Consider the following 26035-nt stretch of genomic DNA (forward strand, 5'->3'; position numbering starts at 1 on the left):
AATCTTTAACTACTATTATGTCAGATTTTGTTGGCTTGCATACCATGCATGAATATCCTGTTTTTCAATTGCAGTTGCCATTAGTTCGGGAAATTGATCAGGTGTACAGGCAAACGTTGGAATCCCCATATCAGCAAAGATCTGTGCATGTTGAGTGTCGTACCAAGGTGCACCATCATCAGACAATGCCAGTAGCGTAATGACTTGCACCCCACTATCTAGCATTTCAGCCACTTGCTTGAGCATTTGCTTAGCATCACCACCTTCACACAAATCGCTAATCAGGATAAAAATCGTATCTTCTGGTCGAGTGATTTTACTACGGCAGTATTTTATCGCTTTAGCAATATCGGTTCCCCCACCCAACTGTGTACCAAATAACACATCCACTGGGTCTTCTAGTAAAGGTGTTAAATCAGCTAACTCGGTATCAAACACAATCATTTGCGTACTGACTGCACGAATACTTGCCATCACCGCCGCAAAAACACTGGAATAAATCACTGAGGGAGCCATAGAGCCACTTTGATCGACACAGAGTACAATATCTTTTAAGGCCGTTTGTTGGCGTGGATGCCCATGTAATTCATGCGGAATAATCGTTTTAAAGTCTTCTTGCCAATGCTTTAAATTAGCTTGAATGGTGCGTTTCCAATTAATATCTTGCATGCGTTTAGGACGTCGTGTATGAGCTGAACGGTTCATACTCCCTCTAATCGCTTGCTGCAAGGGCTGCTTTAGACGGTTTTCAAGCTGTTCTACTAACTGACGTACCACGATACGCGCAGTTTCTTTGGTTTTTTCAGGCATTAAATGATTGAGTGAAATCAAAGTTGAAACCAAATGAATATCAACCTCAACACTCGCCAACAATTCAGGCTCTAACAACATTTGCTGTAAATTCAAACGCTCTAAAGCATCTTTTTGGATGACTTTCACTACCGAGGATGGAAAATACTGACGAATATCACCTAACCATTGCGCAACTCGAGGACTCGAATGCCCAAGACCACCTCGACGATTAGGCTGCTGCGTCTGATAAAGTTCATTCAAACACTCTTGCATCTTACTATCTTGCATCGACCAATTCGGTAAATGCGAAGTCGAATTTGGGACTTGTCCTAAAATCAAACGCCAACGTCGTTCTTGTTCCGCAAGATCTGATTGTTCTAAAGTGATCAGTTCTTCATTCATGTTCATCACTTAAACCTCGACAGAAACAGGCCGTAAATATGTGTATATTTCATCTAATACCGTTTGAGCACGTTCGATGTCTAAAACACCAACCTCTTGTTTGATTTTGGTCGTTTTTTGTGTCACTTTCTGAATTAATTGCTGTGCTTCAGCAGGACTAAAACTGGAGGCTGTTCTCGCCAAAATTGGCAATAACTCAATAAATTGCTGCTCTTGTAATTGATTGACCCATTGGCTCACGGTTTCCCAAAGGCTTTGCTCATGAATCAATAACAAAGCTTGATGAGTGAGAAAACCTTCAAACCAAGCGGCACTGTAGTCTGCCGTCTGCCCAATCGATAAAGCTCGTGAGAGAAATCCCTGTGTCTGTTTCACATCAATCAACTGCTGTTCTCGTGCTAAACGTACACAACAACCATGCAAATAACCTTGCATATATTCCAACTGCAATAACTGTTGCAAGGTCTCCTGCCAAAGCTGTAATAATTCATCTTGTTGTAATTGTTCTAAAAGTTCATATAAGGCTTGTAGTTGTTGAGCAAACTGCTGGGCCATTTCAGCATTTAGTTGTACGCAATAACTTGGCAAACTCAACATCAAACGAATCGCTAAATTTTCTACCAGTTGATGCAAATGTTGCATCGAAAACTGACGTACGCTGCCATAACGAATTGCGGTAATTAATGGCTTTAAAGTTGCCAAAATAATACTTGGGTCTTGATGCTTGGTAGTAAGTTCATTCAGTTTATCCAACGCAAAATTTAAGCTTTGGTCCAAACCAGACAATAAAATGCTTTCAATCAGTTGAGCAATTTGTCCCACATCTTCACATTGTTTGATCTGATGTTCTACATAACTTTGCGTAGCAAGTTGCACGCTATTGCCCCACAATGACATTTCATTCAGATATAAACTACTTTCAGGCTGCCAAGACAACTGCCAAATTTCTTTAAAATTCCCGTGCTTCGCACCTGTACCTGCTAACTCTGCCCAAGCAACGCCAAGTAATTTAATACAATGTAGAAATTGACTTTTTGCCAAGTCGAATGCTTCACGTAAATCTAGCGTAATATCACGATGTGGTGCTTCGAGTTTTAAGCGAAAATGCTTCACTTGCTGTAAAAAGTCTTTTTGAATTGGCAACTCAATCAATTCAGCAGGTACTTGTCCCAATTGCTCATCTTCAAGCAATTTAGCTAAAATCGGTTGTGGAATATCCAAACCATGATTCAAGACCGAGCGAATTACCTCAAACAAATCTTCCAAATCAGGGATACGGCGTCCACGTAATTGCAATAAAGATTGGATCAGGTGTACCGCATCAATAATTTGGGCACTAGAGGCGTCATGACCTGCTTGGCGTAAGGCTTGGGCAAATTGACTTAACCAATCAATGGTAATTTTTTCGCCATCAACATTTCCGTCTAAAGCTTGTTGGTAATGCTTCCAAAGATGGGTATACCACCCAACCGCTTGTACACCTGCGCCATAACCATTATCTCGACTCAATCGTCCATGTGTCCATGCAATCCATGCAGCATCAACTTTGATTTTAGGCAAACCTTTCAGTAAAGCAGTATCCGCTTTAGTTTGAGCTTTTAAATCTGCCAACACAGGTGCATGCCATGCACCACAAATCACCACAATATTTTGATAGCCTTGTTTTTCTGCCTGCTTAATCACTTTGCGCATATAGGCTTCACGATACTGCTCCAGCAATTGATCTTCGCTACTGTAATTTTCAGGTTGCTGGCTTAGCAAATGATCACGTAAAGCTGCCATCGCATCGCTAATAGCAGTAAACATTTGTCCAGCATGTGGTTGCTGTTCGACTAGATGTTCCCAAAACCGTTCACTATCTTGATAGCCAGACTGTTCAGCCAATAATTGAATTGGATCTCGACGAATCGAAAGATAATGTTGTTCCAGATTGTATTCTGACTCAATATCATCTTGCTGATTCAGCTCAACCTCTTGCTCATCTGTTAATGCCTGTTCATCCACCGAAGCTTTCTGTAGACGTTGTTCTGCCCATTGTTTTTCTAATGCAAAACGATGTTGCAAAGGTAGATCCATAAACTCTACTGCAACTTGCTGACGCAGCGCATATTGTAAAGCTTGCCACTCAGGTGAAAACTCAGCAAAAGGATAGAAGACCGCCTGGGATCGTACTTCTTTTTGTACAGGAGTATTCAACAACAATGCTACAGGTGGCTTAAAATCGGCATGTTGTAATTGGGCAATAATTGGATTGGCATCCGGTGGCCCTTCAATCAAAATACAATCGGGTTGAATTGAAGCCAAAGCATTACATACACTACGTGCCGAACCAGGCCCATGATGACGAATACCGAGAATATGCAGCATTTTTCTATCCTTTATTCCGATCACATCTTCTCTTTTGCAAGGAGAAGATTGGGATGAGGTCATTTATTATTGAGTTTTATTCTAAGTCACGACAAGCACGATACAGGTCTTGCCAACCCTCGCGTTGTTTAATCACAGTTTCAACATACTCTTTCCAAGGCACAAGATCTTGAACAGGATCTTTTAATACAGCACCCTGTAAACCTGCTGCTAATTCATGGTCAGTTAAATTACCTGAACCAAAATGCCCAGCCATTACCCAACCATGACTCATCACAGAAATAGCTTCAGCTGTTGATAAGGTACCCGTAGTGGTTTTTAGCTTTTGCTTACCATCTAAAGTTTGTCCATGACGCAACTCTCTAAAAATCGTCACCAGTTTTTGAATTTGAGCATCCAAAGGCTGAATCTCAGGAAGTTGCAAGCTTTTACCTAATGACTGAACACGCTTTTGTACGATCTCGACTTCTTCTGAGATTGTGGCAGGCGGCGGTAAAATTACCGTATTAAAACGACGCTTTAACGCAGAGGAGAGTTCATTCACCCCTTTATCACGGTTATTGGCTGTTGCAATCACACTAAAACCTTGTATCGCTTGATACTCAATACCGAGCTCAGGCACAGGCAGATTTTTTTCAGAAAGCAACGTGATTAAAGTATCTTGAACATCTGCAGGAATACGGGTTAATTCTTCTACACGAGCGATCTTACCTTCTTGCATCGCGCGCAACATCGGGCTTTTGACTAATGCATCTTCACTAGGACCTTTAGATAAAAGTTGTGCATAGTTCCAGCTATAACGTAAAGTATCTTCACTAGTGCCAGCCGTACCTTGAATCAGTAATGCACTATTTCCAGAAATAGCAGCTGCTAAATGCTCAGATACCCATGATTTTGCCGTACCCGGCACCCCTAATAATAACAATGCTCGGTCAGTTGCCAAAGTTGCCACTGCAATTTCCATTAAACGGCGATTACCAATATATTTAGGTGAAATCACAGTTCCATCAGCTAAAGTGGTCCCCAATAAATAATCTACAACAGCTTTCGGTGAAAGTTGCCATTGTGGTGGTTTTGCTAAATAGTCATGTGCCTTTAATGCATCTAATTCATGAGAAAACTGTTGTTCTGCACGTGCACGTAAAACTTGTTGAGACATGTTGATTATCCTAATTTATGATTTATTGATCATTAAGCAATAAGTTTTTGTTTATACTGAATAAACTGAATAAGTTGTTTCCATTCAGAAATAGGAAAAAGAGGTTGTAGACAACTGAAGTCTATTGGATAAGCTTCCAAAATCAGCCATTGTGCATGCTCTTTTAATAATGCAAATTTATTTTGATCCTGCTGCAAGTCCAAAGTCTCATATGCGTGTTGTATTAAAACAGCTGCCATTTCTGAAATTTTCTGATCTTGATGTAAAACTTTTGCTCTTTGAAATACATACCAAAAATGTTCTAAATCTTGATTTCGATAATAGGACTCAAGTTGTTCTAATAATAATTTGCTTGCTGGCTCCTGATCTAGCAAACCAAAGATTGTCTCACGCTCGATCCTGCTTCCAGTTGATATTGTCACAGCTTCACACCATTTGGTCTGATGTTGATAAAACCATAAAGCTAGATCACGGCGCTGCTCTCGGTAACAGCACAAAATAAATGCGCTCCACAGTGAATCTTTTTGTCGCGAATGTAATGAAAATAAATGATCCAAAGTACCAAATAATTCTAACCAATAGGCAAGTGGTAATTGGATTAAAATTCTTTTGAGATAAAGTACGCCCTTTGAACTTTCACAAAACTCCTGATAAGCCTGTTCGACTTGAGAACTTTGGTAAGCCGTTTTTAAACTTTTACGGCTTTCAACCAAATTTGCTTCTCGATCAAAGAAACCATAATCATTCAATGCATCATCTTGATCTAAGTTAATGTTGAATTTAACTTTTCTGGCTTGAACATCGTAGCTTAAACATGCACGCAGTAACGCCATAACCTCGTTATAAAGGGTATTATCTTGATAATATAAATAAAAGCTTAATGCTGCATTATTACGTACTGTCGCTGCATTCTGGGGTTCTAGTGTTTTCACATGCTGGTATAAAGCTTCAAATTGGGTTACTGGCATGTTATATATCACTAGACTTTCAGCATGACTTTGCAAATGATTTTTCTGAATAGATTGTGACCAGAATTCCGCAATATACTGGTTAGTAAAGTCTGGTAATTGACCGCACAATTGGCTCATCAATAAAGACCAATCGCTATTTTTTAATTTCAACAACTGACGGATCAATGGTTCGGCATTTTGTTGTTTCAAATATTTCCACACTCTTTTCGCATCATCCACACGTGTTGTCACATCTCCCTGAAATGCAAACTCAGGTAAGACTGATGCCAATAACACTAGGTTCCGACACAGTGGTAAAACTTTCAACACCAAATAACGTGGAATCACTTGCTGCTGTTGTTGAGCAAGTTTTAAAATTTGATTAACCCAATCCTGATATAAAAATGGCGACTCTTGCGCAACAATCCATTTCAAAATTTGCACAAGCTCATCATCTAGCTGCTTTTCATTTTGTATCTGATCAATTTCACCAAAACTCTTTTGAACCTTTTCAGGCACAGCTCGTGTTTGATAACCTGCTAGTTGCATCAGTCCCCAATATTGATTTAAGACCAATAAATCTTGTGCTGAATCAATTTCTTTAGGAATATAATCCTGCAATTCTTTAGGAATTTTTATAACTTGCTTAAATTGCTGTCCTAAAGTCAGTTTGAGAAGTAACTGTTGATTAAACTCACTGTATGATGTGGTTAAAGACATTCAAAATGCCCTCCTTGCCAAATACTTATAAGTTTAAGTTTCAACCCATCCCACTCTACACCAGCACTGAATGGCTCTGCCCCCACTAAAAACCACAACTCAACAAACTGTTTAATTTCAATTTCACACATCTTTTGATCCTGATCGACCAAATAAATTATTTTATCAAGCTTTACTAAACGTAATTGCTCTAGCCAGAAAAAGCGTACTAATTGCAAAGGATGTTGTTTTAAGCCATTCGCATATTGAGTAAATGCCTGGTCAAAATTTTTAAATCCCCTAGGTGAAATGAGCACTTCGTTTAAATCATTAAATGTTATTAGATTATCTTCCAGACGTAAGCGTTGTTGGCTTATTACAGGATAGAGTTTGACATTTATAGGCAATTGTTTTTGATAAGGTAAGGTCACTCCAAAGCTTGAATGAGGGGGTATTTCAAAATCTAGTAGCAAATAATCACACAGGTTCTGACTATCCCATAACCATTGACGACGATAACGTCCCTGAGTATTGACCAACTCATGCGTCACTTGTCCTAAAGCGTAAAGATCAAGTTTATGAACTGGTATGTTATCCCACATATCAGCTGGCAAATTAACGCCAAATAACTGTTTTAACTCTTCATAAAGCTCAGGTTTAAGACGATGACGATTCTGCCATAGATGAATAGCAGTTTGTAATTTAGCCAACCAGAATGAACTTTCTACTTGCCAGTTGGCTTGATACAAGGCACTAGAAAATTCATCTAAATAACTCACCAAACCTGCAACTTGAGCATCTACTAAACGGCTTTGGATATCTCGAAATTTCTCGTGTTGTTGCTGACGTAATCGTCCTAGTCCTAGATTTACAACATCATTCAGCCATGTTTGCAATGCATCAATCCCGGCATCAATTTTTTTCTCACGCGCTAATTGGCGTTTGAGTCGAGCTTCTTCATCAATAGGCTTATTGACTTTATTTTCTTTCTTTTCAAGTGATTTGTTTTTTTTATCACGCCATTTCTGTACTCGCTCAGGTATGTTTTGTTCATCCGATTGCACAATAAATTTATCTTGATACTCGGTATAGACAAATAATAATGCCAAAGCGTGTTTACAAGGCCGCTTAAAACTCGGGCAACTACATTCACACTTTAGTTCGGGTAAAAAAATTGCACTTTGATAAATTGAGCTACCTTGAATTTCCCCCCAAATCCATTGATCAACTGAACCTGAGATATTATTCCACGCTTCAAATTTCGCTAGTTTTTTAGCTGATTTCGCTGAACTTGCATCTGGAATAATCTGTTCCACCTGATCAGATTGAATCATCAGCAACATAATTAACCCTTTAAAATAATTTTTTAATTTCAATGTCTTGGTTTATACAATCAAACACACTATAAATGTTTTAAATTTAATTTCACATACTATTATTACATAGTACGACACATTATGTCGCCAATTATTATTAATATAAAAAAAACTGCCCAGTGGAACCACTGGGCAGTTTTTTATAGAAAAAAATTATTTGTCTAAGATGTTGAACAAATCTTTTTGTACATCTTCAATTGTACGCAAGCCATCAAGCTTGTCATAAGTTGGAGCATTTTCACCAGAAGCAGCACGGCCTTGGTAGAAACCAACCAATTGCTCTGTTTCAGTGTGATAAGACGCTAAACGCTTACGAATTGTTTCTTCTTGGTCATCTGGACGTTGAACAAGATCTTCACCAGTTTCATCATCTTTACCTTCCACTTTAGGTGGATTGTATACAGTGTGATAAACACGGCCAGAAGCTGGATGCTGACGACGACCAGAAAGACGTTTTACGATTTCTTCATCAGGAACATCAATTTCAATCACGTGATCGATGCTGATCCCTTCTTTTTCCAAAGCTTCAGCTTGTGGAATAGTACGTGGGAAACCATCAAAAATGCAGCCATTTGCACAGTCAGGTTGAGCAATACGTTCTTTTACTAAACCGATAATAAGTTCATCTGAAACCAAACCACCAGATTCCATTACACTTTTAGCTTTTAGACCTAATTCAGTACCTTCACGAATCGCAGCACGGAGCATATCACCGGTTGAAATTTGTGGGACATTGTAGCGCTTACAGATCAACTGAGCCTGAGTCCCTTTGCCTGCTCCAGGTGGTCCGAGTAAAATAATGCGCATAAAAAACATCCTCATTTAAAACAATGAATATGAAGTCCGGCAGAAAAAGTCTCGTTAATCTTCAATAGATCCTGCCTGACATCGAATTATAAGAAAGCTACAAACAAATGTATTGTACCAGCAATAAATCCGGTTACCCCACCTAGTACAATAAGAATCCACTCATCCTCCTGAAATGCAGGACGTAATAAATTCTGAAATTCTTTTGGTGTTAGTTCACGAATACGCTCTTTAAACATTTGAAAAATCTTCTGTGCCCGGCTTGCGTTCAGTGCTGGGTCACATACGGGTCCCATCGTAATTTCAATTGAACGATCAATCAAGTCCGTCTTTAATCTTGCGTACTCTCTTGGCCCTAAAGAAAGCTGTAAAGAGGTGCGAACTAACGGAGTTTCCATGATTTCGTTAATATGACGCTTAACAATGCGGCGCGTTTTATCTTTACGCGGCCCGTACATCATTTCGGTCATAATCGATTTTAACGTAATTAAATCTTCTGTGACTACGCTCGAAAACACATCAGAGACTTCCTCTTGACGCTTCATAAAAGCGCCTTGGACATTATAAGTTCCAATTCGAAGAACTGGTACAATCCATGGAAACTTACGATCTTTTGTTAATCTAAAAATCTGTGGATAACGAATATAATGCGGCTCAATTGGGTTAAATACCATCCAGATTGCGATCCAGTTAGTTAAAAAGCCCCAAATTGCAGCCCAAAATGGTACTGTCCAGTGCCATGGTACTACAAACCAAACCACCATTTGGAAAATACCAAAGAACATCCCAATCAGTGCACTAATATGCCAAATAAAGTTAATTTCTTTTTGACCCACCTTTAAGAACATACGTACCATTAAACGGCGATCACCTTCCATCTGGCTCACGACCATTTCACGCATGTTAACCAGTGACTCTACATTCATGGTCAGCTCAGTCACTAATTCTTTTAGCACACCCGGCAATTGCTTATGTGCTTGAGCATAAATACGGCGTTTAATTGAATAAGGTAGATTTTCCCAAAGTACAGCATTACGATCGATCATGACTTCATCAATAAGATGTTCAAGTTCAAAACCGACTTGTTCACCAATAATACGCGCCATATCTTCAGGATCCATTGCTTCTAAAAATTCACGCAATGAACCTAATTTAGATAAAGTGTTATCAGTAATAATCCCAGAGATACGTCCTGCTTTACGTGGCACGATACCTTGCCAACCTACTGGCAATGGTCCTAAATGGAATCCCCAAAATTTAATTGGGTAAAATACCATTTTTAAAGCCATCCACACATGTGCCCATGTGACAAAAGCCGTTACGGGAATAATACTCAAAACGGCCCAAAAATCAGGTCTGTGTAAAAAGGTCTGCCACAATCCACTGACGTACTCTAACATGTAAGACTCTCGTATTTATTTGTGCTCTGCTTATGGCGAGTTAACGATAAACTGCTTTGTTTTATAAACCAAAACTTAGAGAATAAGAAAATTGAATTTGTGGTTTAGTATCTGCAGCAACATTTCCGTTCTGGTCAGTTAATTTTTCAGCCGCACCGATACCTACACTAAAAGTGCTAATTCTTTCTGAATTTAACCACACATAGGCCAAATCAACACCCGCACCTAAACGGGATTTAAAATCACCATCAACCTCTTTACTATCAAGATGACCAGCATAGAAACCGATATAGTAACCATTCTTGTCTGTGCCAGTAAGATAATAAGGATATCTAAAACCAACTTGACCACCAGCGGTTTTGTCACCATTCAAAAATGCACCGGCTTTCGCATAGGCAATACCATACGGATTTACCCATTCACCGTTAAGATGTAATAATTTTTGAGTAACGCCTGCACCCACATTCCAGGTAGATGCATTATGACCTGCTAATTTTGCTTCCGGAAGAAACGAGTAGTCTTGAGCATGGGCCCAACTACTTACTGTCAAAACTGCAAGTAAGGGATAAATTTTTCTCATTATTTTCTCCATTTTCCCTAATCGTATGGTGAGAACAACCCTATTCTATTGAATGAGAGACTTTAACAGAATTATTTTGCTTCTTATATACAAGTATCTACAATTTTGTTGTCTGCAAAGTCAAAAAGTATCTTATTAAAATGCAATGAAACTTTGAAAATTATGCAATATTTTAAGTGCTCTTGCGTTAGAATAAGCAGCTATTTTTCTACCCTATGTCATTAAGTCGATCCTTATGAAACAGCACTTTCCTTTAAAAGATATCCAGCAAGAAAAGCGCATTTATCGAGGTCGTATCTTTTTTGCCGTAGGGATCGTGACCATCTGCTTATTAGTCTTAATTAGCCGATACGCTTATCTACAAATTTTTCACTACGACGAATTCTCGACTGCATCTGACAAAAACCGAATTCGCTTGCAGCCGCTTCCGCCTGCTCGTGGTTATATCTATGACAGAAACGGTATATTACTAGCAGATAACTATCCTGTTTTTACAGCAACTTTAAGTAAAACAGATGTAGAAGATGTTGATAGTGTCATTGAGCAATTACAACCTATTTTAGATTTAACACAAGAAGATATTGACCGTTTTAAAAGCCGTATAAAAACTGCCCGTAAAACTGAACGCGTCGCGATTAAACTTAATCTAACTGAAGCCAATATTGCTAAATTTAGTGAAGCCAAATATAAGTTTCCAGGTGTAAGAATCGAGACACAAATGACTCGCTATTATCCACACGGTGAGTTATTTGCTCATGTGATTGGCTATGTCGGGCGTATCAACGATAAAGAATTAAAAAGTATTGATAAAGACTTATATGCTGGGACCAACCTAATTGGAAAAATTGGTGTTGAGAAAAGCTATGAAGACCTACTACATGGGACACCCGGTTACGAATCTGTTGAAGCAGATGCACATAGTAATGTATTGCGTCATTTAGGTCGTAAAGACCCTACTCGTGGTAATGATCTCTATTTATCTTTAGATTACGGTTTACAAGTTGTCGCATCTCAACAGCTTGCAGGTCGTCGTGGGGCTATTGTCGCCATTGATCCTCGTACAGGTGAAATTCTAGCTTTAGTGTCTAGTCCAAGTTTTAACCCTAATTTGTTTGTGACTGGAATTAGTCATACTGACTACAGTTCACTACGTGACAATTTAGACCAACCTCTTTATAACCGTGCTGTGCAGGGTGTATATCCCCCGGGTTCTACTATTAAACCAATGGAAGCAATGGGTGGTTTACACTACAGTATTGTAGACTGGTCAACAGCAATTTCTGACCCTGGTTATTTCCATCTACCTGGTGACTCACATAAATTCCGTGACTGGAAGAAATCTGGTCATGGCGTAGTGAATATGCATAAAGCCATTGTGCAATCCTGTGATACCTATTTTTATATTCTTGCCCATCAAATGGGCATTGATCAAATGAACCAATGGATGCGTCAATTTGGATTTGGTCAAAAAACAGGGGTCGATTTACCAAGTGAAAGTGAAGGCCTTTATCCAAGTCCTGAATGGAAAATGCGTACGCGTAAAACGAAATGGATGAAGGGTGAAACTATTTCTGTCAGCATTGGTCAAGGCGCATTTACAGCCACTCCATTACAGCTTGCGATGGCAACAGCAATTACGGCGAATCATGGTTCTCATGTAACGCCTCATGTTTTACGCGCAACACATGGTGCAAAACCATTTACGGTACGTAATGCGCCTGATGGCAAAATCAAATTCAACGGCACGGATGAAGACTGGATTCAAATGCGTGATGCCATGATTGATGTAATTCAATCAGGTACTGGCCGCGGTATTCGTACTCCCCTCTACCAAATTGCAGGGAAAACAGGTACAGCACAGGTTAAGAGTATTGCACAGGGTAAACGCTATAACGAAGCAGCCTTGAGTGAACGTCAACTTGACCATGGTTTATTCGTTGGATTTGCCCCTGCTGAAAAACCTGAAATTGCGATTGCAGTCATTTGGGAAAATGGTCGTCATGGTGGTTCAGCTGCTCAACTTGCAAGACCTGTCTTTGATTACTGGCTATTAACTCGTAAGAAAAACCCGATTCGTCCAGCAAATCACCAAGTCAATGGCGGGTTAATGACAGCAGGTATTAAACCAGGTGAACTTCCAAGCGGCGGTGAAAGCTCTGGTCCAGCATCGGCTACAGCTACCACCAACAAACCAGCAGCATCAACACCGCAAGCTGCTCCTGCTCGTCCTGCTACCAATGAGGCCGATGAATAATGAAAAATCAATTACGTATAATTGGCGGCGAATGGAAAAGACGAGTACTGCCTTTCGCTAGCATTAATGGCTTACGCCCAACCCCAGATAGAGTACGCGAAACTCTATTTAACTGGCTCATGTGGGATATTCAAAACGCTAAAGTTCTCGACATCTGTACAGGCTCTGGTGCATTAGGTTTTGAAGCTCTGTCACGTGGTGCTGCATCTGTTTATATGATTGAACCCGACAAAACTCAGGCACGATTTTTAAAAGATAATATTGAACTATTAAAAGCCCAAAACTGTCATCTAATTAATTCAACGGCTCAACAAACTCTACCCCGCTTAAAAGAACAGTTCGATGTGGTTTTTTTAGATCCACCTTATAGTCTTGATTTATGGCAAGAACTCTCGAACTTGGCCGAGCCTCATATTAAAAAAAATGGCTATATTTATGTTGAAGCTGACCGAGATTTAGCTCAGCTTCAACTTCCCGCAACATGGCAACAAGTTAAAACCACTAAAGCTGGCACAGTCCACGCTGGGCTTTATCAGAAAATTTAAACATGTAGGATTTTATGGCAAATTAATTTACCTGATCTATTTATTTGAATTAGATTATTTTTATTTCGTATTTCAGAATAAATAGATCGTAAAAAATCGTATGAGTTGACCTCGATCATAAGGAAAACTCGAAATATATTCATAACCAATTTTCAGTCTTGGATTAACACTATAATTAACCCCATATCCAACTGAAATGGATAAATCTTGAATATTAATATGATTCGTAAAACCATTACTGTTTTTATTCTGAAGTTGCCCAGTATCATAGGCTGTATAATTATAAATTACCCAACGCTCATTTGAATAAAACTCGTTTTTGAGCACATTATAGTTATTAACTTCATCATCATGCTCAATGGCTAACCGCCTTTGTTCCAAGTTTAAATCTGATTGATCTAACAACTGGTCTGTATCTAGTAAAGTAGAATCACTTTCTGGTTGAAAAAAATCATAAGCCTGAACATATCCACTGTAAAAGATAATCAGCGCTATAAAAACAGTATCAATATTTTTATGCACACACATTTTATTTTGCAAATCCAAAAAGGTAGCTTAATGCTACCTTTTTTTGCAAGGTTTTAGTTAACTTAAACCAATGACTGCAACAATTGCTGCGCAAGTACCCACAATCTTTTTACCATAAGGTACATATCGCGTAAAAATGGAACCTAGTGCAAGTCCACCGCAATAAATGAGCGCCATACCAGCAACCATACCAGTTACTAATGCAGCAATATGAATATGCCCTGCATGTGCTAACTCAACACCATGAGCCATGCCATGGAAACTTGCAAGCAAAGCCGCGGCAATTGGTAAAATTCGATTTGATTTTGTCCATAGAGCAATTGCTGTAATAACTAAAGAAGCAACAATGCCGTATTCAGCTATATTAACTGGTACCAAACCTTGAGCACCTATTAAAAAGCCTACAATTAAGGTAGTACTTAAGGCAATGACTCCAGCAATTTTCCACTGTTTAGCAGCTGACCACAACAAGACACCAAAACCTAAAGCCATGACTAAATGATCTAGACCGGTAAACGGATGAATAAAGCCTGCCATAAAACCAGAATGTGCATGGTCATGTCCCGGATGGGCCATTGCAAGAGCCGGCAATAATGAAAGGAGCGCTACACTCCATTTTTTCATGAAGTCCATAATCTCTCCTTAAGCTTTAAACAGCCCTTGTTTCTCAATAAATTGGATAATTTCTTCAAGACCATCTTGTGTTTTCATGTTTGAAAATAAGAATGGCTTTTCTCCGCGCATGCGTTTCGCATCTTGGTCCATTACATCAAGGTTTGCACCTACCATTGGCGCAAGGTCAGTTTTATTAATAATGAGTAAATCTGACTTGGTAATACCCGGCCCACCTTTACGAGGAATTTTTTCACCACCAGCCACATCAATCACATATAGAGTTAAATCAGAAAGTTCAGGACTAAATGTCGCTGCCAAATTATCCCCACCGCTTTCAATGATAATAAGTTCTAAGCCTTCGAATTTTTCACACAAATCATCAATTGCAGCCAAGTTAATTGAAGCATCTTCACGAATTGCGGTATGCGGGCAACCACCAGTTTCTACCCCCACAATACGATCTGGTGACATCGCCTCATTACGGGTTAAGAAGTTTGAATCTTCTTTGGTGTAAATATCATTTGTCACCACAGCCATATTGTATTTATTACGCAAGGCTAAACATAAATTAAGTGTAAGTGCTGTTTTACCCGAACCCACTGGTCCGCCAATTCCAACTCGTAATGGACTACGCTCTGTCATGATTTTTATCCTTTTTCCTAAACTTAAGATCTGAATAACCGTGAATATTGTGTTTCGTGTTTCATGCTCAGCATGGCATAACGAGGTAAAGCGCTGCTCAATTGCTCGTCATTAAGCTTCAAAGCTTTCTCTACCGCTTGTGGTACTAAACCATGTAAGTGCCATAAAATTCTTTGCCCAGCCATCTGTCCTAAAGGAACAGTTTTTACTGCAGCTAAAACCTGATTTTCTAAAACAGTGAAGGTATAAGCCGTAAGTACATCCATCTCGTTGAGTTCGAGTCGGCCACAAAGCTGTGCATAGACTGGTACGAAACCAAACTGCTTTTTAACCTCAACTGTTTTTTTTAAAACATCTTTAATCCACGCATTTAAAGAAAATGCCAGCTGTTGAGATTCTGCCAAAAGTTCTTTACTTTCTCTGCTGGCCTTATACAAATTTGCCCAAACCAGAAACTGTTCTGAGTCATCATGATGCTGCATGAGACGCTTTAATACGGGCAACTCAAACCGTACTAACAGCATTTCAAGAACTTCTTCAAAGTAAGCAATTGCTGAGGTTTCGTCATGTATTAGGCCAATATCAATTGCCGTTTCCACCCCTTGTGAATAACAATACGCCCCAACTGGCAATGCCGTAGAAGACAGTGTCAGCAGTTGCAGTAATTGCGCGGCACTATGAATGGACATGATGTAAAGCTTTGATTGGGCTTAAACGATGATCATGACTATGCTGCGCATAAGCACCACTTTCAGGTTCAAACGGATGATCAGTTTCTGAAACTGTAAGTCCTAAACCTTCTACCATTTCTGCAAGCACATGATCAGGCTCAAAATACAAAGCTGCAGGGGTCAACATTAACGGTACATGTCTATTACCTAAGTGATAGGCAGCTTTAAGTAAATCAAAATCGGTTTGAGCAGTGACTTGCATTAATCGCTCAGGCTTGGCATCAACACGTAATACATCGCCCTCTTGCGTTGCAATATATGAACCACTACGCAAAATGCCAGTACGCGGTAAATCCGCACCAATATCGATGCCACTCGCTAAAGCCGCTCGAAAGCGGGATTTTTGGCGGGTATCAAAAGTCAGTTCAACCGTTTCAAATGCCTGATCAGGAGAAATATCTTCAAGTCGTTGGGTGTAAATTTTCATTTAGCTTCTCTCTCCTTATTTATTTCTTTCATATCTAGAGTAATGAGACATATCATCTCTATAAAATTCATCAAAATAAGAAATAACGCTGAGCCATTGGTAATGTGTCTGCAGGTTCACACGTTAATAATTCACCATCAGCCCGCACCTCGTAAGTTTCAGGATGAACATGCATGACTGGACAATATGTGTTGTGCTTCATATCGGCTTTAGTAATTGCACGCGTGTTTTTACATGGGCTAATTAACTTTTTAAGATTTAGTTTCTCAGCAACTTTTTCATCAATTGCCACTTGAGATAAAAAGGTAATACAGGTGTTATGTACACCACGCGGATAGGCACCAAACATTGGGCGATAATGCACGGGTTGAGGTGTCGGAATTGAAGCATTAATGTCACCCATCGGTGCCGCTGCAATCATGCCACCTTTAATAATCATGGAAGGTTTTACACCAAAAAATGCAGGCTTCCATAACACTAAATCAGCAAGTTTTCCAACTTCAATCGAACCAATTTCATGGCTTAAACCATGGGTAATGGCTGGGTTAATTGTATATTTGGCAATGTAGCGTTTAACGCGATTGTTATCATGAAACTCATTATCACCCTCTAAAGGACCACGTTGAATTTTCATTTTATGAGCAGTTTGCCAAGTACGTATAATTACTTCACCCACACGACCCATCGCCTGAGAGTCAGAGGACATCATGGCAATTGCGCCTAAGTCTTGCAAAATATCTTCAGCGGCAATAGTTTCACGGCGAATACGGCTTTCTGCAAAAGCGATATCTTCAGCAATTGCTGGGTCTAAATGATGGCAAACCATAAGCATATCTAAATGCTCATCAATGGTATTAATCGTATAAGGACGTGTTGGATTAGTCGAAGATGGCAAGACATTACTTTGTCCAATTGCCTTTAAAATGTCGGGAGCATGCCCACCACCCGCACCTTCGGTATGGTACGTATGAATTGTACGATCTTTAAATGCAGCCAGAGTCTCTTCTAAAAACCCACCTTCATTTAAAGTATCTGTATGAATTGCAACCTGCACATCAAACTCATCTGCCACACTCAAACAGTTATCAATGGCTGCTGGTGTTGAGCCCCAATCTTCATGCAGCTTTAAGCCAATTACCCCAGCTTTAATTTGCTCTCGAATTGGGGCTGGCAAACTCAAATTACCTTTGCCTAACAGTCCAATGTTCATAGGTAAATCATCAATGGCTTGCAACATGGTCGCAATATGCCAAGGCCCTGGAGTCACTGTCGTTGCCGAAGTACCTGCCGCAGGTCCTGTTCCGCCACCCACCATTGTTGTTGTCCCCGACATAAGTGCAGTTTCAACTTGCTGTGGGCAAATCCAGTGAATGTGAGTATCAATACCACCTGCCGTTAAAATTTGACCTTCACCCGCAATCACTTCTGTTGCAGCACCTAAAGGAATGGTAATGTCAGGTTGAATATCAGGATTTCCAGCTTTCCCTATTTTCCAGATTCGACCATTTTTTAAGCCAACATCAGCTTTTACAATCCCCCACCAATCGACAATCAAAGCATTGGTAATCACAGTGTCGGCAACTTCATCGGCTAAAAGTTGAGATTGCCCCATTCCATCACGAATGACTTTGCCACCGCCAAACTTAACTTCTTCACCATAAGTCGTTAGATCTTGCTCAACCTCAATAAAAAGCTCTGTATCAGCCAAGCGGATACGATCACCAACCGTTGGACCAAACATCTCAGCATATGCACGACGTGACATTTTCATAACTTATTACTCATCTCTTTCATTATCGTTGTTATGTTTAATCCAACTTGCCCATGACGCGGCCTGCAAAACCATATACTTCTCGCTTACCTGCTAAAGCAACAAGCTCTACTTCTCGACTTTGTCCCGGTTCAAAACGTATTGCTGTGCCTGCAGCGATATTTAATCGAAAGCCTTTCGCTGTTTCACGGTCAAACTGTAGTGCATCATTTGCTTCATAAAAATGAAAATGTGAACCCACCTGAATAGGTCGATCGCCAATATTAGCAACTACAATTTTTAAAGTTTGTCGCCCAACATTCAGCTCAATGTCTGCATCTGGAGTAATGATTTCACCGGGGATCATAAGCGTTCCTTTTATACAATTGGCTGATGAACAGTGACTAATTTCGAGCCATCAGGAAAAGTTGCTTCGACCTGAACCTCAGCAATCATTTCTGGCACACCATCCATCACATCTTCGCGCTTTAATAAAGTTGTTCCGTAATGCATCAAGTCACTCACCGTCATACCGTCCCGCGCTCCTTCAAGTAAAGCAGCAGAAATAAAAGCGATAGCTTCCGGATAATTTAGTTTCAAACCACGCGCTTTACGACGCTCAGCGACTAGCCCTGCGGTAAAAATAAGTAATTTATCTTTTTCTGTTGGATTGAGTTCCATATCTCTTTCCTAAATAGCATCTAATTTTCTTTAAGCAAAATACGTGCTCAAAAGCAGCATACTTGTTTTAATCGTTTTTTAAATACGCAATTTAACGTAACTTAGGTTCTCCAGATTCTTGGGAATTCTTCATCTAAATCAAACCAATAACGTCTTAATCTTGCTCTTATTGCCGCAAATGCATCATGGCAATGTCGGACATCATTTCCCAAGAAACGCGCACAAACTACATCATCTAATAATGTTAAAGTTAGAGGTGCTTGCATACGCATCATCAATTCACGAATGAGTTCGAGCTGTTGTTCTAAATAAAATGAAGATCGATATTTCTCAGGTGCAACCGCCCAAAAGTTTCCCATTACTGCTTGATTATTCATACCTAAACACGAACTAAGCCAACGATCTTCTCCCTCAAAATACAATGTATCTGCAACCAATAACTTATGTTCTCGCCACAATTTAAACTGGTTGTAATAACTCCCTTGAATAAAGCGCTCCGCACGTGCCTGTCGCCCAAGTACCAACATATCCCAGCCAATAAAACTCGCAGCATGATCAAGATGAATATGAGTTTCAGAGTGTGCTAGAGCTCCGTCAAACAGCATCGTTTCTTGTGGAACCCACTCCAAAATAGACTGATCTCGCACATGAAGATGAATATGCTGAAAGGCTTGCTTTCCATTGGTTTTGTACCATTTTCCCGCACCAGGAGTCGTTACAACCGCATGAGCTTGATCTTTGGTTTCGATTTGAAAAGTAAGATGGTCTCCTCCTGCAATTCCTGCTGGAGGATGTACAATAATGGCGTGACATACACCTGTTTTTTCAGGCCAGAGCATTTTTTGCACCCTTACAGGGCCATGATGCTTTCTATGACTCATTATGGTGCGCGAATTTTCAAAACAGAATCCGAGTTCTAATTGCGCATACCAAAATGGTGCTAAAGAGTTTTTTGAAAACGTTTGTACCTGATTCATTCTGGTTCATATGTTCAAAATAAGTGCTTAAAGTTATAAGCAAAATACGCACCAAATATAAAAATAAGCAAAATGATAAAATTAGATACAATTTTTTGATTTTAATGAGTTAAAAAACAATCAATGTCTAACATAAAACCACAGTAACTCATGGAATTATTTATACAATAGCGCCCACCGTTGCTTCCATACTTGCTCTCCATGAAACTTTTTTTCGTGTTAACGCCACTTGTCTTTTTAACTGGGTGTATTTTTGGCCAATCTAGTGAGGTCAAACGTGCAGAGAAAATTCTCCATAATTTTGAATGTAAAAATGTTGAGACAAGTCAGATTGCAACAAGCTCAATTAATTCTTACTACCAACAGTCTTTAGCGGTAAGCAAAGAAAAGGCGACTTCATATGTAGAGAGCTATAAAAATGGTGAAGAGTTATTTGATATGCCGCTAGATGAAGTTTTAAAGCAACAATATCAACTTTATAAATCAGCTTGTGATTCTTTAGGTGGGGTTTCTTCTCAACCTTAATATATAGAGGTATTCGCTAATTTTTAGTGGATACCTTTTTTTAATTTTATATCTTTCTTTTTTGATTAAATTTTACCCACTTTACCTTTTGTTAAAATTAAATTACATACTTAAACTTTTATTAGGCTCTTATATTTCATAGCCTGTTTACTTGTTTTTTATTTATTTTCCGAGGTTTAGAGCATCATGAAAAAAACATTATTATCAGTAGCACTCTTAAGTATCCTTCTTGCCGCTTGTAGCAAAAATGAAAATAAAGCCGACACGACAACTCAAGCATCTGCTCCAGCACAAACGACTGAAGCGAATAATAATGCTGTAGATAGCGCGCACACAGCTGAAAACTCACTCGATTGGGACGGCACATATAAAGGCACTCTCCCATGCGCAGACTGTGAAGGTATTAAAACTGAATTAGAACTTAAAGATGATAAAACCTACGAGCTAACCGAAACTTATCTTGGTAAAGGTGACACCAACCCATTTGAAACCCATGGTACCTTTACTTTCGACAAAGATAATACTTCAGTTATTACGTTAGATGATAAAGGCCAAAACCGTAAATTCTTTATTGGTGAGAACACTGCAACTGCTTTAGATATGGAAGGTAAAAAAGTTGAAGGCTCTTTAGCTGAACACTATGTTTTGAAAAAATAATTTTTAATAATTAAAAAACCCGCTCATTTGAGCGGGTTTTTTTATGAATCAATTCTTAGTGAGCTGCGAATTGGTTCATTGTGTTTTTAGCATCGTCATGTGCTTTAAGAGCATTATCACCAGAGAAGATTTCTTTGTGATCATCACCGATGTCAGAACCCGCCATTGCTTGGTGTTTAACACAAGCGATACCGCCGCGGATTTCTTTACGTTGTACGCCAGCAACATAAGCCAACATACCTTCAGAACCGAAGTAACCTTGTGCAAGCTCATGAGTAGAAAGAGCAGCAGTGTGGTAAGTCGGAAGTGTGATCAAGTGATGGAACACACCCGCTTCACGAGAAGCATCTGCTTGGAAAGTACGGATCTTGTCATCAGCATCAGCAGCTAATTCAGTGTTGTCATATTCAGCACTCATTAATTTAGCGCGGTCATATGCAGAAACGTCTTTACCTTCAGCAACCCAACGATCGTAAGCTTGTTGACGGAAGTTTAAAGTCCAGTTGAATGATGGGCTGTTGTTATAAACAAGCTTAGCATTTGGAACAACTTCTTTAACGCGATTAACCATGTGTGCGATTTCTTCTACGTTTGGAGTCGCAGTTTCGATCCAAAGAAGGTCAGCACCATTTTGTAAGCTAGACACACAGTCAAGTACAACACGGTCAATTTGAGTGTCAGCACGGAACTGATATAAGCCAGAAGGTAAACGCTTAGGACGGTGTAATTTACCATCACGCTTGATTAAGATTTCATCTTCTTGAGCATCAGCAATGTCAATTTCTTGAGTATCTAAGTAGCTGATGTATTGAGAAGCAATGTCACCTGGCTCTTTAACCACTGGGATTTTTTGAGTCAAGTCAGCGCCTTCAGAGTCAGTACGCGCAACAATGATACCTTCTTCAAGACCCATTTCTAAGAATGCATAACGTAATGCATGGATCTTAGCGATGAAGTCTTCGTGTGGAACAGTTACTTTACCAGCTTGGTGACCACATTGTTTAGCATCAGATACTTGGTTTTCAATTTGAAGCGCACAAGCACCAGCTTCGATCATTTTCTTAGCAAGTAAGTAAGTTGCTTCTTCGTTACCGAAACCAGCATCGATGTCCGCAATAATTGGCACAACGTGAGTTTCAAAGTTGTCGATTTGAGCTGTGATTTCAGCTGCTTTAGCAGTATCACCAGCTTCTTGTGCTTTTTTAAGCGCACGGAATAAATCGTTTAATTCTTTTGCGTCAGCTTGACGTAAGAAAGTATAGATTTCTTCGATCAATGCAGGAACAGAAGTTTTTTCGTGCATAGATTGGTCAGGAAGTGGACCAAATTCAGAACGAAGAGCAGCAACCATCCAACCAGAAAGGTAGATATAACGTTTGCTTGTAGTACCGAAATATTTTTTGTTCGCAATCATTTTTTGTTGTGCGATGAAACCATGCCAGCAACCTAATGATTGAGTGTATTTGCTTGAGTCAGCATCGTATTCAGCCATATCACGACGCATAATCGCAGCTGTATACTTAGCAATATCTAAACCAGTTTTGAAACGGTTTTGAAGTTGCATACGAGCAGCATCTTCTGGGCTAATGTCTGCCCAAGTATTGCCGAATTTTGCTTTTAATTGACGTACTGCATCAATCGCTGTTTGATATGTAGTCATGATATTGTCCTGTATTCATTTTAGGATTTCATCGATTGAAGCCTAGAGTCACGTTACTTAAATTTCTTATGACACCAGCTGCTTCCTCATGAACACAGCTTAGACTTAGCCAATCAATTAATCCAATATCCTTTGTTAATCTTCAGTATTTATTTAAAAAATATACCAATAAATCGATATTATAGATAAAACTAAAAACTTTAACACTTTGTTTATAAAAATAAAATTATCCTAAAGAAGTATAGAGTTTTATTCTAAAAACTCACTAAGTCTTATTTTTATACAATTTTCGGAGATTTTCCACTCATTTTTAAATCTAAAAGTCAATTGTAAATTAGGCTATTTTTGCCAATGCAAAAAGTCAATTGATATGCTAGAAATTGAGAAGTTATTCATAAATATATTCTATTTAGATTTCTTTCATTCAAAACTGAGCAAAGACAGTAAAAACGTGCCTTTGAAACGTCTTTCCACCCTACTTAATTCCTACAAAAAATGTCGCTTTTCTCATCATTTTTTCACACAATGATCATTAAATATGGCATAATTTGAAACAATTTCAGGGTTTTATTTTCGGTATTTTTTTTATGAATCTGGAGCGAGTAGATCTTAATCTATTAATATATCTTGATGTACTTCTTCGTGAAAAAAATGTTACGCGCGCAGCCGAACAGCTTGGGGTAACTCAGCCTGCAATGAGTAATATTTTACGTCGCTTACGTAATTTATTTAATGATCCGCTTCTTATCCGCTCTTCCGAAGGGATGACCCCAACAGAACGTGCACTTGAATTACAACCTCGTATTCGTGATGCCCTTTCTGATCTTTCCATGATTTTGGAACCCCGTACCGAATTTCGCCCTTATACAAGTAATCGTGTTTTCCGCATTATGACATCTGACTATGCCGAGGCAACTTTAGTTCCTCGTCTTGTCAAAGCTCTACGCTCTGAAGCTCCAAATGTTGTACTCGACTTTCTTACACCAAGTGATGTGTCTTATAGAGACATGGAACAAGGTAAAGTTGATCTTGCAATTAATAGATTTAATGAAATACCGCAAAGTTTCCACCAAGTTTTAGTTTGGCGTGATAGTTTCAGCTGTATTCTTAATGACAAACACCCTGCTGTAACCCATTTGAATCTCAAAAGTTATCTAGATGCACAGCATATCTGGGTTTCTAAAACTGGTATGGGTGTAGGCTTTGGTGTAAATCCAGATAAACAAGGCGGTTTAGGCTGGATCGATCAGGCATTAGAACGTATTGGTCAACGTCGTAAAATTTCTGTTTTTACCCGCCACTACCAAATGCCAGCATTACTTGCTCAAAATGTTGACTTGATTGCCACCCTTCCAACTCGGATGGCGCGCCTACAAACTCAAAATCCAAAACTGGTTATAAAAGATCCTCCTTTTTATATTCCAGAATTTGAACTTAAAATGGCTTGGTGCCCGTTATTACATCATCATCCAGCTCATCGCTGGTTGCGCCAACTTATTTTATTTGTTGCTCGTCAAATGATTGAAGAAGAAAATCGTGAATTTCTAACCAACAATTCACAATTTTCTCACTATTAAATAAATTTTAATTTAATTGTCGATTTTAGACATTATCTTCAAGCGCTGAGCAATCAATCTGATTACCTCAGCGCTTTTTTGTGTTAAAACATAGTCATAATAATGATGAACCTCGGGTGATTTGTGAGTCTCTTTCAAAATATCATTATCATCGTACTGCTCATCATCGCAGCAGGCTTTTTATCTTTAACTGAAATTGCATTGGCTGGTGCCAGAAAAGTAAAGTTAAAAATTTTAGCCGAAGCTGGCGAAGAACGTGCCCAACAAGTACTTGATCTACAAGAACAATCTGCCGATTTTTTTGCAGCTTCTCAAATTGGCCTAAATGCAGTTGCAATTTTAGGCGGTATTTTGGGTGAAGCTGCTTTTCGTCCTTTTTTCGTCACTTTAGTTGATCGCTTTTATGAAGGCCCTTGGACACAGACTATCGGTTTTGCCCTCTCCTTCACTTTAGTAACTTCTCTATTTATTTTATTTGCCGATCTCATGCCAAAACGCTTGGCAATGATTGCACCTGAAAAAATTGCAATTAGCGTTATTAACCCGATTCAAGTTTTTATTAAGGTATGTAAACCCTTAGCTTGGGGAATTAATGCTATTGCGAATCTGTTATTTCGCTTGTTTAAAGTCAATACAACACGCGAAGACAACATTACTTTTGATGATATCTCAGCGGTCATGGATGCAGGTGCTCAAGCCGGCGTACTTCAAAAACAAGAACACCACTTTATTGAGAATGTTTTTGAACTAGAAGAACGTACTGTACCTTCAAGCATGACGACACGCGAGAACGTCGTTTATTTCACCTTAAACGAACATGAAGATAGTATTCGTCAAAAATTAGCAGAATATCCTTACTCAAAATTTTTAGTGTGTAATGAAAATATTGATCAGGTTATTGGTTATGTTGATGCTAAAGATTTCTTAGTACGTATTTTAAATAATCAATCACCAACTCAATTAAATGAGTCTACCATTCGTACTGTACTCATGATTCCCGACACTCTCACACTCTCTGAACTACTTGACCGTTTTCGTTCTACAAAAGAAAAATTTGCTGTCGTTATCAATGAATATGCACTCGTTGTCGGAGTGATTACATTAAGCGATATTATGATTACAGTTATGGGTGATTGGGTTACTCCTATTGAAGAAGAACAGCAAATCATTAAACGTGATAATAACTCATGGTTAATTGATGGCAGCACACCAATTGATGACCTAAGACATGCTCTTGAAATTGATGAAATGCCTGATGAAGAAAACTATGAGACGCTTGCAGGTTTCATGATGTACCGTTTACGCAAAATTCCCCGTCCAGCAGATTTTGTGGAATTTGGTGGATATAAATTTGAAGTTGTCGATGTCGACCATTTTAAAATTGACCAACTTCTTGTAACTCGAATTTTAGAACAAACCGAAACACACTCATCAATTGATGAAAACTAATCGGTATTAATTTAAATACCCCACAATTTAGCTGGGGTATTTTTTAAAACTAAATAACTTTTTTAAATATATGTAATAATTATTTTAGATTCATTTATTCAATTTGCTCTTTTAATCTAAAAGTATTATTATTTTATTTAACAACTCTATTAAAGCTTAAATACTGAAAATTAATAAAATAATCTATATCTCTTAACTGGCTATAAAGCGATTAAGCCCCATTTACATTGTAAACAAACTTATGTAACTTAGCTCAAAGTAAGCCCCTAAATGCTTCTTCTTCTCATTTCACTCATCAAAATATATATAATTAAAAAAAATGCCATATAATTTTTATTTTTATAATACCTTTATATTATTTTATAATAGTATTCATTTATTATAAAACCATTATAACCTTAATATATATGTTCAGTATTTCATCTAAATATACCCATCCAAACGAATATATATTAACCAAATAAACTAAATATATTATTTGTCTT

24 protein-coding genes are annotated in these 26035 nt (G+C 38.7%); 6 read left to right on the top strand and 18 right to left on the bottom strand.

Annotation, left to right across the window (positions count from 1 at the left end):
• Positions 1–15 precede the first annotated feature (15 nt).
• From ACYU0V_RS13365 to ACYU0V_RS13400, 8 genes are all read right to left on the bottom strand, one after another.
• Entirely contained in the window at positions 16–1200 is a 1185-nt protein-coding gene (locus tag ACYU0V_RS13365; protein ID WP_060465436.1) for a VWA domain-containing protein, read from the bottom strand.
• Positions 1201–1203: 3 nt separating this feature from the next.
• The gene (locus ACYU0V_RS13370; RefSeq protein ID WP_461847833.1) at positions 1204–3561 is read right to left on the bottom strand and encodes a DUF5682 family protein; all 2358 of its coding nucleotides are present in this window, start codon (positions 3559–3561) and stop codon (positions 1204–1206) included.
• Positions 3562–3637: 76 nt separating this feature from the next.
• Entirely contained in the window at positions 3638–4720 is a 1083-nt protein-coding gene (locus ACYU0V_RS13375) for an ATP-binding protein (protein ID WP_151283360.1), read from the bottom strand.
• Positions 4721–4752: 32 nt separating this feature from the next.
• Positions 4753–6390: a hypothetical protein gene (locus tag ACYU0V_RS13380; RefSeq protein ID WP_461847834.1), complete on the bottom strand. Its 1638-nt coding sequence runs from the start codon at positions 6388–6390 to the stop codon at positions 4753–4755.
• Positions 6381–7712 carry an SWIM zinc finger family protein gene (locus ACYU0V_RS13385; RefSeq protein ID WP_461847836.1) on the bottom strand — a complete coding sequence of 444 codons (1332 nt, stop codon included), beginning with the start codon at positions 7710–7712 and terminating at the stop codon, positions 6381–6383. The genes ACYU0V_RS13380 and ACYU0V_RS13385 overlap by 10 nt, the downstream gene beginning before the upstream one ends.
• 186 nt (positions 7713–7898) lie before the next feature.
• A complete protein-coding gene (adk, locus tag ACYU0V_RS13390; RefSeq protein WP_002117671.1) occupies positions 7899–8552 on the bottom strand; it encodes an adenylate kinase in 654 nt (217 codons plus the stop codon).
• An 86-nt stretch (positions 8553–8638) separates the two neighbouring features.
• Positions 8639–9952, bottom strand: a complete 1314-nt coding sequence (locus ACYU0V_RS13395; protein ID WP_005070566.1) for a DUF445 domain-containing protein — start codon at positions 9950–9952, stop codon at positions 8639–8641.
• A 61-nt stretch (positions 9953–10013) separates the two neighbouring features.
• Positions 10014–10532 (bottom strand): hypothetical protein, encoded by a 519-nt coding sequence (locus ACYU0V_RS13400; protein WP_002117557.1) that lies wholly within the window; start codon positions 10530–10532, stop codon positions 10014–10016.
• Between the two features lie 235 nt (positions 10533–10767).
• On the opposite strand from ACYU0V_RS13400, the gene mrdA reads away from it, so the two are divergent.
• Positions 10768–12786 carry a penicillin-binding protein 2 gene (gene mrdA / locus ACYU0V_RS13405; RefSeq protein WP_461847838.1) on the top strand — a complete coding sequence of 673 codons (2019 nt, stop codon included), beginning with the start codon at positions 10768–10770 and terminating at the stop codon, positions 12784–12786.
• Positions 12786–13331, top strand: coding sequence for a 16S rRNA (guanine(966)-N(2))-methyltransferase RsmD (gene rsmD / locus ACYU0V_RS13410; RefSeq protein ID WP_461847840.1), 546 nt, complete (start codon positions 12786–12788; stop codon positions 13329–13331). Before mrdA ends, rsmD begins: the two co-directional genes overlap by 1 nt.
• Positions 13332–13403: 72 nt before the next feature.
• On the opposite strand, the gene ACYU0V_RS13415 is transcribed toward rsmD, so the two are convergent.
• The 9 genes from ACYU0V_RS13415 to ACYU0V_RS13455 all read right to left on the bottom strand — a co-directional run bounded on the left by ACYU0V_RS13415 (position 13404) and on the right by ACYU0V_RS13455 (position 19682).
• Complete coding sequence (locus ACYU0V_RS13415; protein WP_063098331.1) at positions 13404–13859, bottom strand: hypothetical protein; 456 nt, start codon at positions 13857–13859, stop codon at positions 13404–13406.
• Between the two features lie 57 nt (positions 13860–13916).
• Complete coding sequence (locus ACYU0V_RS13420) at positions 13917–14492, bottom strand: HupE/UreJ family protein (protein WP_461847841.1); 576 nt, start codon at positions 14490–14492, stop codon at positions 13917–13919.
• Between the two features lie 9 nt (positions 14493–14501).
• Positions 14502–15116 (bottom strand): urease accessory protein UreG, encoded by a 615-nt coding sequence (gene ureG / locus ACYU0V_RS13425; RefSeq protein ID WP_002117800.1) that lies wholly within the window; start codon positions 15114–15116, stop codon positions 14502–14504.
• 23 nt (positions 15117–15139) lie between these two features.
• Complete coding sequence (locus tag ACYU0V_RS13430) at positions 15140–15805, bottom strand: urease accessory protein UreF (RefSeq protein ID WP_005802929.1); 666 nt, start codon at positions 15803–15805, stop codon at positions 15140–15142.
• On the bottom strand, positions 15792–16274 hold the full coding sequence (gene ureE / locus ACYU0V_RS13435; protein ID WP_104075159.1) for an urease accessory protein UreE: 483 nt from the start codon (positions 16272–16274) through the stop codon (positions 15792–15794). The genes ACYU0V_RS13430 and ureE overlap by 14 nt, the downstream gene beginning before the upstream one ends.
• Positions 16275–16344: 70 nt before the next feature.
• Positions 16345–18045, bottom strand: a complete 1701-nt coding sequence (gene ureC, locus ACYU0V_RS13440; protein WP_005802933.1) for an urease subunit alpha — start codon at positions 18043–18045, stop codon at positions 16345–16347.
• A gap of 37 nt (positions 18046–18082) precedes the next feature.
• Positions 18083–18391, bottom strand: a complete 309-nt coding sequence (locus tag ACYU0V_RS13445) for an urease subunit beta (protein ID WP_057085645.1) — start codon at positions 18389–18391, stop codon at positions 18083–18085.
• An 11-nt stretch (positions 18392–18402) separates the two neighbouring features.
• Entirely contained in the window at positions 18403–18705 is a 303-nt protein-coding gene (gene ureA / locus ACYU0V_RS13450; protein WP_002117495.1) for an urease subunit gamma, read from the bottom strand.
• A gap of 101 nt (positions 18706–18806) precedes the next feature.
• Positions 18807–19682, bottom strand: coding sequence for an urease accessory protein UreD (locus ACYU0V_RS13455; protein ID WP_461847845.1), 876 nt, complete (start codon positions 19680–19682; stop codon positions 18807–18809).
• Between the two features lie 201 nt (positions 19683–19883).
• Here ACYU0V_RS13455 and ACYU0V_RS13460 point away from each other — a divergent pair, with 201 nt between their 5' ends.
• Positions 19884–20207 carry a hypothetical protein gene (locus ACYU0V_RS13460; protein WP_005070594.1) on the top strand — a complete coding sequence of 108 codons (324 nt, stop codon included), beginning with the start codon at positions 19884–19886 and terminating at the stop codon, positions 20205–20207.
• A 186-nt stretch (positions 20208–20393) separates the two neighbouring features.
• The gene (locus ACYU0V_RS13465) at positions 20394–20864 is read left to right on the top strand and encodes a copper resistance protein NlpE (protein ID WP_044100614.1); all 471 of its coding nucleotides are present in this window, start codon (positions 20394–20396) and stop codon (positions 20862–20864) included.
• 55 nt (positions 20865–20919) lie between these two features.
• On the opposite strand, the gene ACYU0V_RS13470 is transcribed toward ACYU0V_RS13465, so the two are convergent.
• Entirely contained in the window at positions 20920–22524 is a 1605-nt protein-coding gene (locus ACYU0V_RS13470) for an isocitrate lyase (RefSeq protein WP_002117581.1), read from the bottom strand.
• 587 nt (positions 22525–23111) lie between these two features.
• Here ACYU0V_RS13470 and ACYU0V_RS13475 point away from each other — a divergent pair.
• On the top strand, positions 23112–24101 hold the full coding sequence (locus ACYU0V_RS13475) for a LysR family transcriptional regulator (RefSeq protein WP_004703082.1): 990 nt from the start codon (positions 23112–23114) through the stop codon (positions 24099–24101).
• 123 nt (positions 24102–24224) lie between these two features.
• A complete protein-coding gene (paeA, locus tag ACYU0V_RS13480; protein ID WP_002117726.1) occupies positions 24225–25550 on the top strand; it encodes a polyamine export protein PaeA in 1326 nt (441 codons plus the stop codon).
• The last annotated feature ends 485 nt before the right edge of the window (positions 25551–26035 follow it).

This window comes from Acinetobacter sp. X9 (assembly GCF_054889255.1).

Bases quoted from the DNA above. Each gene is read 5' to 3' on its own strand.
- ACYU0V_RS13365 (WP_060465436.1), bottom strand. From the start codon at position 1,200: ATGAACATGAATGAAGAACTGATCACTTTAGAACAATCAGATCTTGCG.
- ACYU0V_RS13370 (WP_461847833.1), bottom strand. From the start codon at position 3,561: ATGCTGCATATTCTCGGTATTCGTCATCATGGGCCTGGTTCGGCACGT.
- ACYU0V_RS13375 (WP_151283360.1), bottom strand. From the start codon at position 4,720: ATGTCTCAACAAGTTTTACGTGCACGTGCAGAACAACAGTTTTCTCAT.
- ACYU0V_RS13380 (WP_461847834.1), bottom strand. From the start codon at position 6,390: ATGTCTTTAACCACATCATACAGTGAGTTTAATCAACAGTTACTTCTC.
- ACYU0V_RS13385 (WP_461847836.1), bottom strand. From the start codon at position 7,712: ATGTTGCTGATGATTCAATCTGATCAGGTGGAACAGATTATTCCAGAT.
- adk (WP_002117671.1), bottom strand. From the start codon at position 8,552: ATGCGCATTATTTTACTCGGACCACCTGGAGCAGGCAAAGGGACTCAG.
- ACYU0V_RS13395 (WP_005070566.1), bottom strand. From the start codon at position 9,952: ATGTTAGAGTACGTCAGTGGATTGTGGCAGACCTTTTTACACAGACCT.
- ACYU0V_RS13400 (WP_002117557.1), bottom strand. From the start codon at position 10,532: ATGAGAAAAATTTATCCCTTACTTGCAGTTTTGACAGTAAGTAGTTGG.
- mrdA (WP_461847838.1), top strand. From the start codon at position 10,768: ATGAAACAGCACTTTCCTTTAAAAGATATCCAGCAAGAAAAGCGCATT.
- rsmD (WP_461847840.1), top strand. From the start codon at position 12,786: ATGAAAAATCAATTACGTATAATTGGCGGCGAATGGAAAAGACGAGTA.
- ACYU0V_RS13415 (WP_063098331.1), bottom strand. From the start codon at position 13,859: ATGTGTGTGCATAAAAATATTGATACTGTTTTTATAGCGCTGATTATC.
- ACYU0V_RS13420 (WP_461847841.1), bottom strand. From the start codon at position 14,492: ATGGACTTCATGAAAAAATGGAGTGTAGCGCTCCTTTCATTATTGCCG.
- ureG (WP_002117800.1), bottom strand. From the start codon at position 15,116: ATGACAGAGCGTAGTCCATTACGAGTTGGAATTGGCGGACCAGTGGGT.
- ACYU0V_RS13430 (WP_005802929.1), bottom strand. From the start codon at position 15,805: ATGTCCATTCATAGTGCCGCGCAATTACTGCAACTGCTGACACTGTCT.
- ureE (WP_104075159.1), bottom strand. From the start codon at position 16,274: ATGAAAATTTACACCCAACGACTTGAAGATATTTCTCCTGATCAGGCA.
- ureC (WP_005802933.1), bottom strand. From the start codon at position 18,045: ATGAAAATGTCACGTCGTGCATATGCTGAGATGTTTGGTCCAACGGTT.
- ACYU0V_RS13445 (WP_057085645.1), bottom strand. From the start codon at position 18,391: ATGATCCCCGGTGAAATCATTACTCCAGATGCAGACATTGAGCTGAAT.
- ureA (WP_002117495.1), bottom strand. From the start codon at position 18,705: ATGGAACTCAATCCAACAGAAAAAGATAAATTACTTATTTTTACCGCA.
- ACYU0V_RS13455 (WP_461847845.1), bottom strand. From the start codon at position 19,682: ATGAATCAGGTACAAACGTTTTCAAAAAACTCTTTAGCACCATTTTGG.
- ACYU0V_RS13460 (WP_005070594.1), top strand. From the start codon at position 19,884: ATGAAACTTTTTTTCGTGTTAACGCCACTTGTCTTTTTAACTGGGTGT.
- ACYU0V_RS13465 (WP_044100614.1), top strand. From the start codon at position 20,394: ATGAAAAAAACATTATTATCAGTAGCACTCTTAAGTATCCTTCTTGCC.
- ACYU0V_RS13470 (WP_002117581.1), bottom strand. From the start codon at position 22,524: ATGACTACATATCAAACAGCGATTGATGCAGTACGTCAATTAAAAGCA.
- ACYU0V_RS13475 (WP_004703082.1), top strand. From the start codon at position 23,112: ATGAATCTGGAGCGAGTAGATCTTAATCTATTAATATATCTTGATGTA.